General features: G+C 58.7%; 14 protein-coding genes. 8 read left to right on the top strand and 6 right to left on the bottom strand.

Translation table 11 applies throughout. The annotated features are described in order from the left end of the window. Nucleotides 1–67 precede the first annotated feature (67 nt). Together K5Q35_RS10180 and K5Q35_RS10185 are read right to left on the bottom strand one after the other, a co-directional pair. Entirely contained in the window at nt 68–550 is a 483-nt protein-coding gene (locus K5Q35_RS10180; RefSeq protein WP_013962438.1) for a hypothetical protein, read from the bottom strand. Next, nucleotides 534–1,829, bottom strand: coding sequence for a hypothetical protein (locus K5Q35_RS10185; RefSeq protein ID WP_220799492.1), 1,296 nt, complete (start codon nt 1,827–1,829; stop codon nt 534–536). The genes K5Q35_RS10180 and K5Q35_RS10185 overlap by 17 nt, the downstream gene beginning before the upstream one ends. A gap of 224 nt (nt 1,830–2,053) precedes the next feature. Here K5Q35_RS10185 and K5Q35_RS10190 point away from each other — a divergent pair, with 224 nt between their 5' ends. Continuing rightward, entirely contained in the window at nt 2,054–2,674 is a 621-nt protein-coding gene (locus K5Q35_RS10190; protein ID WP_013962436.1) for a transglycosylase SLT domain-containing protein, read from the top strand. A 12-nt stretch (nt 2,675–2,686) separates the two neighbouring features. Here K5Q35_RS10190 and K5Q35_RS10195 read toward each other — a convergent pair whose 3' ends face one another. From K5Q35_RS10195 to pepN, 3 genes are read right to left on the bottom strand one after another with little or no spacing between them, the layout of a single operon-like run. Then, on the bottom strand, nt 2,687–3,124 hold the full coding sequence (locus tag K5Q35_RS10195) for a hypothetical protein (RefSeq protein ID WP_220799493.1): 438 nt from the start codon (nt 3,122–3,124) through the stop codon (nt 2,687–2,689). Then, on the bottom strand, nt 3,114–3,854 hold the full coding sequence (locus K5Q35_RS10200; protein WP_220799494.1) for an SDR family oxidoreductase: 741 nt from the start codon (nt 3,852–3,854) through the stop codon (nt 3,114–3,116). Before K5Q35_RS10200 ends, K5Q35_RS10195 begins: the two co-directional genes overlap by 11 nt. A 3-nt stretch (nt 3,855–3,857) precedes the next feature. Further along, nucleotides 3,858–6,407: an aminopeptidase N gene (gene pepN / locus K5Q35_RS10205; protein WP_220799495.1), complete on the bottom strand. Its 2,550-nt coding sequence runs from the start codon at nt 6,405–6,407 to the stop codon at nt 3,858–3,860. A 102-nt stretch (nt 6,408–6,509) separates the two neighbouring features. Between pepN and K5Q35_RS10210 the strand changes: the two genes are divergently transcribed. The 4 genes from K5Q35_RS10210 (at nt 6,510) to K5Q35_RS10225 (ending at nt 10,163) form a co-directional block, all read left to right on the top strand. Next, nucleotides 6,510–6,677, top strand: coding sequence for a hypothetical protein (locus K5Q35_RS10210; RefSeq protein WP_220799496.1), 168 nt, complete (start codon nt 6,510–6,512; stop codon nt 6,675–6,677). An 11-nt stretch (nt 6,678–6,688) separates the two neighbouring features. Further along, complete coding sequence (locus tag K5Q35_RS10215; RefSeq protein ID WP_220799497.1) at nt 6,689–6,841, top strand: DUF2256 domain-containing protein; 153 nt, start codon at nt 6,689–6,691, stop codon at nt 6,839–6,841. Nucleotides 6,842–6,939: 98 nt separating this feature from the next. Next, the gene (locus K5Q35_RS10220; protein ID WP_220799498.1) at nt 6,940–9,087 is read left to right on the top strand and encodes a malate synthase G; all 2,148 of its coding nucleotides are present in this window, start codon (nt 6,940–6,942) and stop codon (nt 9,085–9,087) included. 299 nt (nt 9,088–9,386) lie between these two features. Continuing rightward, nucleotides 9,387–10,163, top strand: a complete 777-nt coding sequence (locus K5Q35_RS10225; protein ID WP_013962429.1) for a gamma-glutamyl-gamma-aminobutyrate hydrolase family protein — start codon at nt 9,387–9,389, stop codon at nt 10,161–10,163. Between the two features lie 129 nt (nt 10,164–10,292). Here K5Q35_RS10225 and K5Q35_RS10230 read toward each other — a convergent pair whose 3' ends face one another. Then, complete coding sequence (locus tag K5Q35_RS10230) at nt 10,293–11,051, bottom strand: SDR family NAD(P)-dependent oxidoreductase (protein ID WP_220799499.1); 759 nt, start codon at nt 11,049–11,051, stop codon at nt 10,293–10,295. A 298-nt stretch (nt 11,052–11,349) separates the two neighbouring features. Here K5Q35_RS10230 and K5Q35_RS10235 point away from each other — a divergent pair, with 298 nt between their 5' ends. The 3 genes from K5Q35_RS10235 to K5Q35_RS10245 all read left to right on the top strand — a co-directional run bounded on the left by K5Q35_RS10235 (nt 11,350) and on the right by K5Q35_RS10245 (nt 15,009). Then, nucleotides 11,350–11,799 carry an isoprenylcysteine carboxylmethyltransferase family protein gene (locus K5Q35_RS10235; protein ID WP_220799500.1) on the top strand — a complete coding sequence of 150 codons (450 nt, stop codon included), beginning with the start codon at nt 11,350–11,352 and terminating at the stop codon, nt 11,797–11,799. A gap of 125 nt (nt 11,800–11,924) precedes the next feature. After that, entirely contained in the window at nt 11,925–13,499 is a 1,575-nt protein-coding gene (locus tag K5Q35_RS10240; protein WP_013962426.1) for a Re/Si-specific NAD(P)(+) transhydrogenase subunit alpha, read from the top strand. Nucleotides 13,500–13,512: 13 nt separating this feature from the next. After that, the gene (locus K5Q35_RS10245) at nt 13,513–15,009 is read left to right on the top strand and encodes an NAD(P)(+) transhydrogenase (Re/Si-specific) subunit beta (RefSeq protein ID WP_220799501.1); all 1,497 of its coding nucleotides are present in this window, start codon (nt 13,513–13,515) and stop codon (nt 15,007–15,009) included. Nucleotides 15,010–15,293: the final 284 nt, after the last annotated feature.

Here is a 15,293-nt window from a genome sequence, read left to right on the forward strand (position 1 = left end):
CTGCAAGTGTCTGTTGTGTGCGGCTGGGCGCGTCGCATGCCGGGTGTTTTGACAGGGACGGTCCGGCCTAAAAAGCATGAGGCAGCGATTTCCATGCGACGCGGTAGGGCCCGTCTTTGGACTTGGGCAGATCAGCGCGGCTGATCATCCGGGCCTTTGACGAGAAATCATCCGAAATTTTCACAACGATCAAAGTCACAAAGGGTTGCGACAGATCGACCTCCACGTCGTCTGATCGGCTGTGCGGCGCCAGCCAGCTTATTTCCACACCTGTCTGCGCGCAGGTACGGTCTGGCCCCTCCAGCGGAAGGTCACAGAAAATCGCGGCATGTACATGTGCGATGTGCTGGTAGACCGGCAGGTGGTGGCCTGTCATCTCGAAATACCCTTTGGCGGCGCGCAACAGGCTGATGTGAAGCGCCGTGATCTGCGCCAGCTTGTCCTGTGCTGCAGCCGCGCAAGGGCTGTCATCGACCCCCAGAGAGGTACGATGCCATTCTATCCAATCGCCAGTGTCCCAATGGGCGGCGTCGTCAGGTATCTGTCCCATGATGTGTCCTTTCCTGCTTGCTTGTGCAATCTGCGGCGACGGGTCCGTCGACGGTAAACGTGATGTGCTGTCCCTTGGCGATCTCGTGCCGGAACAATTTTGCCAGGGTGCGCAGGGCTGTCTGCCGTCCCTTGGCTGCGAACCAGCGTGATGAGCGCACGCGCGCAGCGTTATCAAATCCGCAGGCGGCGTGCGCCCAGACCATGGGGTGCACTTCTTTCAGATGCTTGCGCACGATCCAATGTGCGCAATCCGCGATCTGTGTACGCACGCCATCCGCCTTGGGGTTGCCGGTCCGCTGTGCGCCAATCGTCTGGGTACAATAGGCCGCCGCCATATTCGCCGTGTGCTGATCGGTCTGACGAGTCAGTATATCTTCGAGGCCCTCGATAAAGAATGTCACATCCAGATTGGCGCAGGCCACCGGATCATCGGTCAGTGTGTCGAACATCACCCAGGTATACCCACCAGCACCCCAGGCATTATGCGTGCGTGCCGCCGTGCGGCGGGCTTCGATCTCGACGTCTTCATGGCTGCCGTACCAGCGCGGCGAAAGATAGGTCCCCAAGGCGCGCATCGACGCCGGGTTCAACGGGTTCAGGTCAATCAGCGTCTCGTAATCCCGCGCCAGACGCGACTGCGGCGATATGCTTTGCGCGTTGAGCATGCACCATGTTGTGTAAAACAGCGGGGAACTCTCGGACAGATGCAGGAATGGCGCGAGAATGGCGCGGGCCCGCTCGAAATGCGTGTCAAAAGCCGGCTGCTTCCGGGGTGATCCGCGGAGTTTGCCTTCGCTTCGGCGACTGGCCCAGCCGATGTCCATATGCGCCTGTGCCACGGTAATGGCCCGGTACGGGTCGCCTGGCGCGTTCGCGATCATCCGTTCCAGCGCGTCGATCCCCTCAAACAGCGGTGCGCCGCGCGGCGGGCAGCCATCCACGAAGGCATGTTCAACAGCCGCCACCACGTCGGCACGCGCGCCGTAGCACAACAATTCTGCCACGGGCATCGCTGCCGGCGTGATTGAACGCGTCAGGTCTGCGACGGCGATTTCCCGGCTCAGTGTTTGCCACTTCTCCTGTCGGGCGAGGAATTGTCCGCGCATCTGGTGAGCATCGCGAATGCGTTCTTCTTCGGTTGGATCAGGGCAGTGAACAGTCAAGGCATCGACCGCATGCTCTGCCGGATCATCCTGCCCGAACAGCGCCGGTGCCGGTGTGGCATGGCGCACCGGTCTGAACAGGTCTTTCAATCCAAGCATTGTCGACAAAACCATCTACCCGCGTCCTCAGCTTCAACAGCCCTTAAACTGCCGTTGGTTTGGGGCCGAAAGAAGGCGCGCGCGCGGAGATATCACGATGATTGACCCCGAAAGGTGAACAATATGCAGGGGTTGTTCCCGGATCACGAACGATGTCAGCGGGTTGACATGGTCTCGCCTTGAATACGCCTGCGGATTGCCGCCGATCTGTTGTGTAGTGTCTTGTCAGGACAACAAAAATGGACGCATATCAGATTATGAAATACGCGATTGTTATAAGTTTGAGTGCTCTTTTGGTGGCAGGGTGTCAGGAAGCAAGCAGTAATGCCGGGGCCTTGTCAGACACGGACTTGCCGCAGATGCGCTGGAGTGCCGCCCCCGGACAGGCAGAATGGAATGAGGCCGCACTTGAGGCCCTTGATGGCCACGGCGCGCCGCTGGTTCAGATGGTGCCGGAAGACATAGAAAAATGGTGCCCGGCCTATCCTGAGGCCGACGAAGCGGGACGCGAAGCCTTCTGGATCGGATTCATGTCCGCACTGGCCAAACACGAAAGCACCTACAAACCCACCGCCGTGAACCCGAATGGCAAGTGGTTCGGGCTGCTCCAGATATCGCCCGCGACCGCGCGCGGATATGACTGTCAGGCAGGTTCGGGCGAGGCACTCAAGGACGGCGGCGCAAACCTCAGTTGCGCAATCCGGATCATGGCGGTGACCGTGCCGCGCGATGGCGTGATTGAGGATTATGACGGGCGATGGCGTGGTGTGGCGGCGGACTGGGGGCCGTTGCGCGTGCCCTCCAAAAAGCGTGACATTGCCGGATGGCTCAACGATCAGCCCTTTTGTCAAAGCGAGTAGATTGCCGCTGGATCAGCCAATCAGCGAAAAATGATGTCGCTCGGTATGGATGCCCCGGGCGTTGAGCACCGCTTCGAGCAATTCGTGATGCGGCGTGCATTCATAGGGCAGTCTGATCTTGCGCCCGCTGGTCAGAACAGCCGTCGCCCGCACTGAAAAATCCAGCCGGGTATCAAGGCGAAAGCGGTCAATCTCGGACCAGTTGATCGCCGCCTGCCTGCGCCCGGTGAACCACGTTATCTGATCGGGGCGAAAATCGAGGCCCGAGGCCGGGTTCGTGTAAAGCTCCCAAAGTGCGGGCAGGGTAAAAGCCGCGACCGCCAGCATCAGCCAGAGCGCGGCATCCACCGTGACACTCAACACGATCAGCACGCTCCATACGCCCGCAACGGTCAAAAGAGCGGCGCGGCTGCGTCCCTGACGTCGAAAGCTGAAATCGTCAGCGTCCACCCGTCACATCCAGCGTGGACCCCGTGACATAGCTCGCCTCGTCAGAACACAGCCACAGGATCGCCTGCGCCACTTCTTCGGCAGAGCCTTTACGCTTCATCGGGACCATATGGGCCAGCTTGTCCGCGCGTCCCGGCTCGCCGCCCTTGGCGTGGATCTCGGTCTCGATCAGGCCGGGGCGGATGGCCATGACGCGGATATTATCGGCGGCAACCTCATCCGACAGCCCCTTGGTAAAGGTGTCGATGGCCGCTTTGGAGGCAGCGTAATCCACGTATTGATTGCCCGACCCCAGACGCGCCGCCGCCGAGGATACATTTACAATTACCCCGCCATCGCCCTGCGCCTGCATCCGCTGCACGGCGGCTTTGGCCACCAGAATGGCCCCGATGACATTGATGTCGAACATGCGGCGCAGACGCTCATAGGTCATGTCGGTGACCTTGGCGGTCTGATCGACCACACCTGCATTGTTGATCAGCGCATCCAGCCGCCCGTAGGTCGCATCAATGCTGGCATAGATCGCATCAATGGCCACCGGGTCAGATACGTCGCCCTTGCACATCAGCACCTCAGAACCTGCGGCGCGGCAGCTTTGGGCCACGGCTTCAGCCCCCGCATCATCCGAGCGATAGTTCAGCGCCAGATCGAAACCGCGCATGGCGGCGATGGTGGCGCAGGCCGCGCCTATTCCGGCTGAGGCTCCGGTGATCAGCATGATAGGTTTCATCGCTCAGCTCCCTCTTATTCTGGTCAGCATTTCAGTGGTGTCACGCGACAGACCGGGCGTGGCGAGGATACGATCGAGGGCTGCCGCGATTTTCTGTTGGCGCGCGTCGTCATAGCGCCGCCATGTCTGAAAAGCCGAGCACATGCGCGCGGTTGTCTGCGGGTTGACCGGGTCAAGCCGGATCAGCCAGTCAGCCAGCAGGCCATAGCTTTGCCCGTCGGCAAAGTGAAAGCCCGCATGATGCGCGGCAAGGCTGCCCATCACGGCGCGGAAGCGATTGGGGTTCTTCCAATTGAAATCCGGATGTTCCGTCAGGCGGGTGGCGGTCGCAGCAGTCTCGTTGGGGTCGGCATGGATCACTTGCATCCCGAACCATTTGTCCATCACGAGACGGTCATGTTTCCATTGTTGCTCAAAGGCCTCAAGCTCATCCGTGCCCTCATTGATGCGCAACAACACGCCAAGCGCTGAAAGCTGTTGGGTCATATTGTCGGCACTGGTGAACTGACCGCGCGCGCGGTCAGGGCCATCGATCAGCGATACCAGCCGCAGGGCTGCATTGGCCAGACTGCGCCGCCCGGATTGATCGGCATTTGGCTCGTAGGGTTCTGTTACCTGATGGGCATCGAAGAGGGCGGGTAATATATCTTGCAACCGCTCCGCCTGTGCGTGGCTCATGGCGCGGCAGGCGTCCCAGATGGCCTGCGGATCAGGCGTTTCGCCCATGTCACAAAGTGATTTGACCAGATCGGATTGCCCCGGCAGGTTGAGCATCAGCGCGCGGTAGGCGGGATCGAGTGTTGCGTCCCCCACGACCGCATGGATGCCATCCAGATAGGCAGGATCGGGTGCGGCATCGTCCGTGATCATCTTGAGCAGGCTGGCGCGCGCAAGACTGCGCCCTGCCTCCCAACGGTTGAACGGGTCCGTGTCATGGGCCAGCAAAAACGCGGTATGTTCGGCTGCGAGTTCACTTTCAAGCACGACGGGGGCCGAAAAACCGCGCAGTACCGAGGGGATGGGCCGTTCCTTAAGCCCTTCAAAGGTGAAGGACTGTGTCGCTTGCGTCATCTCGAGTACCTGACTGGGCACGACTTCCTGCCCTGAAGGGCTAAGCAATCCGGTCAAAATCGGGATGACCTGTGGCTGCGGGTCCGGCGTTGTTTCCGAGGCCGGGAGGTTCTGGGTAAAGGACAGGATATAGGTGCCGTTATACCATGCGTCCTTGACGGTCAGGCGCGGGGTGCCTGCCTGCGAATACCAGCGTTTGAACTGGCCGAGGTCGCGCCCGGTGGTGTCTTCAAACACCTTGAGCCAATCCTCAATGGTGCAGGCCTGACCGTCGTGTCGTCCAAAATAGAGATCCAGCGCCTTGCCATAAGCCTCAGCCCCCACCAGACAGCGCAGCATGCCAATGACCTCAGCGCCTTTTTCATAGACAGTGGCGGTATAGAAGTTGTTGATTTCCTGAAAGCTTTCGGGCCGTACCGGATGAGCGAGAGGGCCCTGATCTTCGGGGAATTGTCGCGCGCGCAGATCAATCACATCCGTGATGCGTTTCACCGGCGCCGAGCGCATGTCAGAGGTGAACTGGCTGTCGCGATAGACCGTCAGCCCTTCCTTGAGGCACAGCTGGAACCAGTCGCGGCAGGTGATGCGATTGCCTGTCCAGTTGTGGAAATACTCATGCGCGATGATCGCCTCAATCCGCAAGAAATTTTCGTCGGTGGAGGTTTCAGGCGAGGCAAGAACGGCTGAGGAATTGAACACGTTCAAGCCCTTGTTTTCCATCGCGCCCATGTTGAAATCATCCACCGCCACGATATTGAACAGATCAAGGTCATATTCACGGCCATAAACCTCTTCGTCCCATGTCATCGAGGCTTTGAGGGCGCGCATGCCAAAGGCGCATTTGCCCTCGTCGCCGGGACGCACATAGAGGTTCAGATCAACGTTGCGGCCCGATGCCGTGACGAAACTGTCCGAATGCGCCACCAGATCACCGGCGACCAGCGCAAAGAGATAGGCGGGTTTGGGCCATGGGTCGTGCCATACGGCATGGCCCTGCGACGTGCTGACCACATTGCCATTGGACAACAGCACCGGATGGGGCCCGTTGATCTCAACGGTGAAGACGCTCATCACATCGGGACGGTCCGGGTAATAGGTGATCTTGCGAAACCCCTGCGCCTCGCATTGCGTGCAATACATGCCATTGGACATGTAAAGCCCTTCGAGGGCGGTGTTGTTTTCGGGGTCAATCTCGACCTCTGCTTCCCACAGAAAGGGCGCGTCAGGCACCGGGCAGGTCAGCCCCTCTGCAGAAACCTCAGGGTGAACAGGGGTTCCATCTATACTTGCCGACACCAATGTGAGGTTCTCACCATCAAGGAACATATCAGAGGGTGCACCGGGCTTTGGCACAAAGGAAATACGGCTTTTGACCCGCGTTTTTGTCGGGTGCAGATCAAAAGTCAGCTCGACTTTCTCAACGTCGAACCCAAATGGCGTATAGTCTTTCAGATAAATCGTGGTGGGGGCTGCGTCGCGCATAGGTCCTGCATCTTTCTGGGAACGATTGGGTTGCGCCAGACGTTAGGTCCACAAGGGCCCGCCGACAAGGTGGGTTTACACAAGAACTTGAAAGGAAGCTCCATGTCAGCGCCTGACGTTAACCTCGAAAAACAAAAACACCGGCATCGCAGAATGGTTTTAGGTATTTGGATTGGTGTGGCTATCGCCGCCTTGGTCGGTATCGCCGCCGTGATCGCCATCTTTGGGTTTGGTGCCGATCTGCAAGCCGCCATCCCACCTGAATCGTAGGGTACTGGATCATGAAAACGCGCCGAAAAAGGGATTTGCCGCAGAAAATCTGCGCCACCTGTGGCAGGCCGTTTGCATGGCGCAAGAAATGGGAAAAAGTGTGGGATGAGGTGCGCTACTGCTCGAAAAAATGCAGTGGGCAGCGCAAGCCCCCTGCAACATGACATATCTTTTTGTTTCCGGACACTGATCCGGTTGCCTCATCGTGGCAAACTGCCTAAAGCGCTTGTGGTGAAAAGACTGCACAAAAGGAAGCGCGCGCATGACCGGATTTCAGACAAAATGTGAACTGCAGGTCGCTGATGTACTTGTCTCTTTCATAGAGGACAGCGCATTGCCGGGTACGGGCATAGAGGTGTCGACCTTCTGGTCCGGATTTTCTGACCTCGTGCATGGGTTCGGCCCCGAAAACCGGGCCTTGCTGGACAAGCGCGCAGAAATCCAATCACAGATAGATGACTGGCATATCGCGCATCGCGACCAACCCCACGATCATGAAGCCTATTCGGCCTTTCTGCGCGAGATCGGATATCTGGTTGAGGACGGTCCCGCCTTTGAAATCGATACGGCCAATGTTGATCCCGAGATTGCCAGCGTTCCGGGTCCACAGCTTGTGGTGCCCATTACCAATGCGCGCTATGCGCTCAATGCGGCCAATGCGCGTTGGGGCAGCTTGTATGACGGATTTTATGGCACCGATGCCATGGGCAGCCCGGCTCCTAAGGGTGGGTATGATCAGGGGCGCGGCGCGCGGGTCGTAGCACGTGCGCGGGTGTTTCTGGACGAGGCGTTTCCGATTATCGGCACCAGCCATGCGGATGCCCGGCGGTATATCGTGCACAAGGGGGCCTTGCTGGTGGATGATCAACCGCTTGTCAGCCCGGAAAAATTCATCGGACACACGGGCCATGCCAAAGCGCCCGACAGCATCGTGCTGTGCAACAACGGCCTGCATGTGAAACTGGTCTTTGACCGCACGCATGCGATTGGCGGGCGCGATCAGGCAGGCCTTGCCGATGTGCAGATGGAAAGTGCGGTGTCCGCGATCATGGATTGCGAAGATTCTGTCGCATGCGTCGATGCCGAGGATAAGGTGGTGGCCTATGCCAACTGGCTTGGTCTGATGAAGGGAGACCTCGAGGACTCCTTTGAAAAAGGTGGGAAGATGCTCACCCGGCGTCTCAACGATGATGTGACGCTGACCGGTCCGCAAGAGCAGGACGTCGTGCTGAAAGGCCGGGCCTTGATGTTGGTGCGAAACGTCGGTCATCTGATGACGAACCCCGCCATTCTTGATCGCGATGGCAATGAGGTCTTTGAGGGCCTGATGGACGCTATGATCACCACGCTGATCGCGATGCATGATCTCAAACGGGCGGGCGGCAATTCTCTGACCGGGTCCGTCTATGTAGTCAAACCCAAGATGCATGGACCCGAAGAGGTCGCCTTTGCGGATCGCACGTTCACGCATGTCGAGAACGTGCTTGGCCTGCCGCAATACACGGTCAAGCTGGGCATTATGGATGAAGAGCGGCGTACGTCCGTGAACCTGAAAGAATGCATTCGCGCCGCCAAATCGCGGGTCGCCTTCATCAATACCGGGTTCCTTGACCGGACGGGCGATGAAATCCACACCTCGATGGAGGCAGGGCCCTTCAGCCGCAAGGACTTCATCAAGCGCAAGGCGTGGATTGGCGCCTATGAAAACCAGAATGTCGATATCGGGCTGGAATGTGGTCTTTCGGGGCGCGCGCAGATCGGCAAGGGAATGTGGGCCATGCCGGACCTTATGGCCGCGATGCTGGAGCAAAAGATCGAACACCCCAAATCGGGTGCAAACTGCGCGTGGGTGCCAAGCCCGACGGCGGCCACGCTGCATGCGCTGCACTATCACAAGGTCGACGTCTTTGCAGTGCAGGAAAAGCTGCGCGCGGGCGGTCGGCGAGCCTATGTCGACACGGTGCTGGATATCCCGCTGGCAACCTATCAGAAATGGACGACCGAGCAGGTGCGCCGCGAGGTTGAAAACAACGCGCAGGGCATTCTGGGCTATGTGGTGCGCTGGGTCGATCAGGGGGTGGGCTGTTCTAAAGTGCCTGATATGAACAACGTTGGTCTGATGGAAGACCGCGCAACCTGCCGCATATCGGCGCAACATATTGCGAACTGGCTGCACCACGGTGTGGTCGATGCGCAGGATGTTATGGCCGCGCTGCGCAAGATGGCAGAGGTGGTGGACGCGCAGAACACCAGCGACCCTGCGTATATGCCCATGGCACCGGGCTATGATGGCATTGCGTTTCAGGCCGCCTGTGATCTGGTGTTCAAGGGCCGTGTTCAGCCCTCGGGCTACACAGAGCCTGTCTTGCATGCACGCCGGCTGGAGTTGAAGGCTCTTGCTCAGGGCTAGGGGTCTGCGAAAAGTCAACAATCACAGTGAGAGTAGCGCGGGCCCTTTTTCATCGTATGGATGAACGAACCCGCGCGTTCTCTTTAACCGGAGCTTTTCAAATAAGCGCATTTTTGGCGCAACCGCGCGACAGCCCCCTGTCGCAATCGGATAAGACTCTGGCCGGGCGAAGGCTGCGTGTGCGAAAATCTGGCAAATGGTATGGTATTTCTAATTCGTGTCATCGGCGTTGCGAACACGGTCTGTTAACCTAGTTTCGTCGAAGGTATAGTATCTGAAAGCTACAAGAGGGATGCAGAATGGCTCGTCCGGTCATCGGAATTATTGGCAACGCTTACATGTTGCATGATGAATACCCCGTGCACGCGGGGGGGACGATGAATTCAGCAGCCATCGCTGAGGTGTCCGAATGTATCCCTTTCATCGTGCCCTCAGACCCAAGCTACGTCAGCGTTCCTGATCTGCTTGAGGTCTGCGACGGCTTTCTGTTCACCGGCGGGCGGCCCAATGTGCACCCTGAGGAATACGGCGAGCCTGAGACCCCCGCACATGGTGAATTTGACCGTGCGCGCGATGCGGTATCGCTTTCCCTGATCCGGGCGTGTGTGGAACGGGGGCAGCCGTTCTTTGGGGTGTGCCGTGGTTTTCAAGAGGTCAATGTGGCCATGGGTGGCACGCTTTATCCTGAAATCCGCGACCTTCCGGGGCGTATGAACCACCGCATGCCGCCGGACGGGACGTTGGAGGAAAAGTTTGAACTGCGCCACGCCGTGCGCTTTTCCGATGCGGGTGTTTTTCACCGTTTGATTGGCGCGCAAGAGGTCATGACCAACACCCTGCACGGGCAGGGGATCAAAACCGAAGGCGACCGGATCGTGATCGATGGCCATGCGCCCGATGGCACGCCCGAAGCGATCTATATTGAGGGCGCGCCGGGGTTTACGCTGTCTGTGCAGTGGCACCCGGAATATAACGCAGCGGCAGATCCCGTTTCGCGCAAGCTGTTCTCGGCCTTCGGGGATGCCGCGCGCATGTGGGCGACACAGGGCAGGGCGCAAGCGGCACGCGTCGCCTGATTGCAAGGCTGCGCCGTTGGGGTCAGGTAGTCTCTTCGGCGCGCGCTGGGCTTTCCGATGTGTTGTTTTAAGCAGCGGTTTGTACGTCGGCACTTTTGACGCAAACGTGGGTGTTTGAAAAAAACACGGCTACATCTGTCCGCCTGCGATTTCGATGGCCTGACCGTTGACGCTTGCTGCTGCTTCGGAAACGAGCCACATCGCAGCCGCGGAGACCTCTTGCGGGCTGATCAGGCGGTTATGGCGGTTCGCAGAGACCATGATCTCGCGTGCCGCTTCGGAACTGACGCCTGCGCGGGTTGCAATCGCCTCCGTGTTGCGCGTTACGATCTCAGTGTCGACATAGGCAGGGCACAGCGCGTTAAACGTAATGGGCTTGGCCAGATAATCTTCGCTCAGGCCGCGGATCAGGCCAATCATGCCATGTTTTGAGGCGGTGTAGCACGATGCGCCCTGTAATCCCCTCAGGCCGGCGACTGAGGATACGGCAATCACCCGTCCCCACTCCGCGCCACGCATGGATGTGAGCGCTTCACGAATGGTCAGAAATGTCCCGTCAAGGTTGGTGGCCATCATGTTGCGCCAAAAGTCCAGATCGGTTTTGTGCAGGGCGCGCCCCTCGGCGATACCGGCATTCGCGACACAAATCTGAACGGGTCCGCGGGCGGCGACGGCGCGTTCTGTCGTGGCGATCACATCAGCTTCCGAACGGACATCCATCGCCATGCCATGCAGCCCGGCCGCGTCGGCCGCAACCGCGTCCAGTACCTCCTGCCTGCGTCCGGTAATGGTCACTTGCGCGCCCGCTGCGGCAAGGTCTTTTGCGATGGCAAGCCCAATGCCTGTGCCACCGCCCGTCACAATCGCATGTGCATTTGCCAGTGTCATGCATGTCCCTCCCTCGGGTTGCCAGCAGTTTAGAGAGGTCATCGCGCAGCGCAAGCGGCAGGTGTGATCATCAACGTGTGACGTTAGCCTGCAAGACGGCGCGGGAACGTGATCTGAGGGTGCGGCGCTGTTACTCACCGTTAAACAGCGGATCAAAAACCCGATGGCGCAAGTCGCAGCGTTGCGGGCCATCGGAAATGAAGTTACGCAAGGGCGTCGTTCGTTTTCATCGGGGGTGATCACTACCCTCAGGGCGATGCGATTGAGACATGAAAACCCGCACAACAGGAGACGTGCAATGAAATGGCTCGACTTGCCGCCGGTCTGGACGCTGGCCTTTGTCACGATTGCCTCGGTTCAGGCGCGCTTTTTTTCGCTGGGGTTGAGCCTTGCGCACCCGGTCACATCGCTGCTGGCAGGCTTGCTCGTCGGGGCGGGGGTGGTCCTGATCCTTCTGGCCGCGATGGAGTTCAAACGTCACAAAACGACCATCGTTCCGCATCAGGCGCCTGCCCAACTGATCCAGACCGGCGTGTTCAAACGCAGCCGAAATCCTATCTATCTGGGGGATGTTATTTTATTCACCGGACTGGTGTTGTGGCTGGACGCGGTCTTGTCCCTCGTGCTGGTCCCCGCGCTTTTCTGGGTGCTTGAGACGCGTTTCATCATTCCCGAAGAGGATAAGTTGCGCCGCACATTCCGGGCAGATTTCGCGCGATATGCCCAGAAAACGCGCCGCTGGCTATGACATACAGGGTGTCTGAGCCAACACAGACTATCTTGCACCTTGTACCTTGGCCCTGTTGACGCTAGTGGACATCGCACTTCTGTGCACCAGATTGCTCAAAAACGTATCAGACGGGGGAGCTAAAATTGAAGATCGGAACACCAAAAGAAATTTTTGAGGGCGAAGCGCGCGTTGCCATGACGCCGGACAGCGCTTTGCAACTGCAAAAACTTGGCCATACTTGCGTGGTGGAAAGCGGCGCGGGCCACAGCGCCGGTTTTTCCGACGCAGATTATGAGGGCGCAGGCGTAGAGGTTGTCAAAACCCCCGCCGCCCTTTGGAAGGCTGCGGACATCGTCGCCAAGGTGCGGGTGCCTTCCGATGCCGAGATGAAACGGCTGCGCGCGGGGCAGACGCTGATTTCCTTCTTCAGCCCTGTCGCGGATGAAGACAAGATGAAGGCCGCCGCAGACAAAGGCGCCACAGTCATCGCAATGGAAATGATCCCCCGGATCAGCCGCGCCCAGAAAATGGATGCGCTAAGCTCCATGGCCAATATCGCAGGCTACCGGGCCGTGATCGAGGCGGGCAACAACTTCGGTCGGTTCTTTACCGGTCAGATCACGGCGGCGGGCAAGGTCCCACCGGCCAAGGTTCTGGTCGTGGGCGCTGGTGTCGCCGGATTGGCCGCGATCGGGACATCTACGTCTCTGGGCGCGATCACCTACGCATTTGACGTGCGTCCCGAAGTCGCCGAACAAGTTCAGTCCATGGGCGCGGAATTCGTCTATCTGGACTTTGAAGAAGAGCAACAGGATGGTGCGGCAACAGGTGGCTATGCCTCTGTGTCCTCGCCAGAGTTCCGCGAGGCACAGCTTGCCAAGTTCCGCGAGTTGGCACCAGAGGTTGATATCGTCATCACCACGGCGCTGATCCCGAACCGCGAAGCACCCGAGCTTTGGACCGAAGACATGGTGAAATCCATGAAGGCAGGGTCGGTTATCGTCGATCTGGCTGCGGAAAAAGGCGGTAACTGCAAACTGACCGTGATGGACGAAAAGATCGTGACCGACAACGGTGTGACGATCATCGGCTACACGGACTTTCCAAGCCGGATGGCCACGCAGGCTTCGACGCTGTACGCGACCAACATTCGCCATTTGATGACGGACCTGACGCCGGAAAAAGACGGTGTCGTCAATCACAACATGGAAGATGACGTGATCCGCGGTGCCACAATTGCGCATGCCAAGGAAGTCACCTTCCCGCCGCCCGCGCCCAAGGTTGCTGCCATCGCGGCAGCCCCCAAGAAAGAAGCGCCCAAGGAACTGACGGCCGAGGAAAAACGCGCCAAGGAAACGGCGGAGTTCAAGACACAAACCCGCAATCAGGTGGCTTTGCTGGCGGTCGGTGCCGCGCTGGTGCTGGCGGTCGGCCTTGTCGCGCCTGCCAGTTTCATGCAGCACTTCATCGTGTTCGTTTTGTCCGTGTTCATCGGTTTCCAGGTGATCTGGGGCGTGGCGCACAGCCTGCACACGCCATTGATGGCGGTGACCAACGCGATTTCGTCGATCATCATTCTGGGGGCGGTTATCCAGATCGGGTCAAGTTCATTCCTGATCACGATCCTTGCGGCGCTGTCGGTCTTTATGGCGTCGATCAACATTTTCGGCGGCTTCCTTGTGACACGGCGCATGCTCGCCATGTTCCAGAAATCGTAAGGGGTAGGGAACAATGGAATTCGGATTTACTATTGCAGCCTATGCGGTTGCGGCTGTTCTCTTCATCCTCAGCCTTGGCGGCCTGAGCGGTCAGGAAAGCGCAAAACGCGCCGTCTGGTACGGCATTGTCGGTATGGCCATCGCGGTTGTCGCGACCTTGATGGGCCCCGGTCAGGGCCTTGGCATCGTTTCAATCGTGCTGATCGCGCTTGGTGCGGCGGTTGGGTATCAGCTGGCCACCAAAGTCCAGATGACGCAGATGCCCGAACTTGTGGCGATCATGCACAGCCTTGTGGGTTTGGCGGCGGTTTTCGTCGGCTTTAATGCCGACATCATGATCAACAACATGAGCGCGCTTTTCGTGGAAAATGGCGGCGTGCTGGGGGCTGTTGGCCCGGATGGCTATACGGCAATTGGCCTGCCCAAGGAAATCTATGACGGTCTGTCGTCCTTCGGGCAGTTGATCGCCAAGAAATCCAATGTTGAGATCAACATCCTCAAGGTTGAACTGGTTCTGGGCATCTGGATCGGCGCGGTCACCTTCACAGGTTCGGTGATTGCCTATGGCAAACTGGCGGGCAAGGTGGACACATCGGCCAAGAAGTTGCCGGGCGGTCATATGCTGAATGCGGGTGCGGCGGCTTTGTCATTGCTCTTTACCGTGATGTATCTCGGTGGCTCGGGCAGCTGGACGTTGGTGCTTTTGACGCTTCTGGCGCTGTTCATCGGCTATCACCTTATCATGGGGATCGGCGGGGCGGACATGCCCGTGGTTGTCTCGATGCTGAACAGCTATTCCGGCTGGGCGGCGGCGGCGATTGGTTTCTCACTTGGCAATGACCTGCTGATCGTGGTGGGCGCACTCGTGGGGTCCTCCGGCGCGATCTTGTCCTACATCATGTGCAAGGCGATGAACCGGTCGTTTGTCAGCGTCATTCTGGGCGGCTTCGGTGGCCCTGCAGGCGAACAGATGGCCGTTGAGGGCGAACAGATCGCAATCGAGGCGGACGGTGTCGCATCAGCGCTCAATGAGGCCGACAGCGTCATCATCATTCCGGGATACGGCATGGCTGTGGCGCAGGCTCAGCAGGGTGTCGCCGAACTCGTGCGTAAACTGCGTGCCAAGGGCAAGACTGTGCGCTTTGCAATTCACCCGGTTGCGGGTCGCTTGCCGGGACACATGAATGTCCTTTTGGCCGAAGCCAAGGTGCCCTATGACATCGTGATGGAAATGGACGAGATCAACGATGATTTCCCGTCCACCGACGTGGCGATTGTAATCGGGTCCAATGACATCGTGAACCCTGCGGCACAGGATGATCCGAACTCTCCCATCGCGGGGATGCCGGTTCTGGAATGCTGGAAGGCGAAACAGGTTTTCGTGTCCAAACGTGGACAGGGGACAGGCTATTCGGGCATTGAAAATCCGTTGTTCTTCAAAGACAACACGCGGATGTTCTATGGCGATGCCAAGGCCAGCCTTGATAAACTCCTGCCGATGATCGACTAAAACCGTCACCCGTCAGGCACTCTTGCGAGTGAGGCGTGGAAGTGAAATAGAAAGAAAGCCCGGTACGCGCGTATCGGGCTTTTTTAGTGGGTTTGGGAAACTGTTGGTCACTGTCCGCACTTGACCGTTCCAATGCGCGGTTTTGGTTCCTGCGCCCTTGATGTACGTCGTATCGCAGGCACGTAGTGCGACATAGCGCAAACGTGCAAGCTGTCGCGGAGCCGGGGAAAATCCTTGTTTGCCAGAAGCACTGGCCGAAAAGCGCGTCCTTTGGCGTGTTGTGG

Origin of the sequence: Roseobacter sp. OBYS 0001 (assembly GCF_019654895.1) — a bacterium.
Classification (GTDB): Bacteria; Pseudomonadota; Alphaproteobacteria; order Rhodobacterales; family Rhodobacteraceae; genus Roseobacter; species Roseobacter litoralis.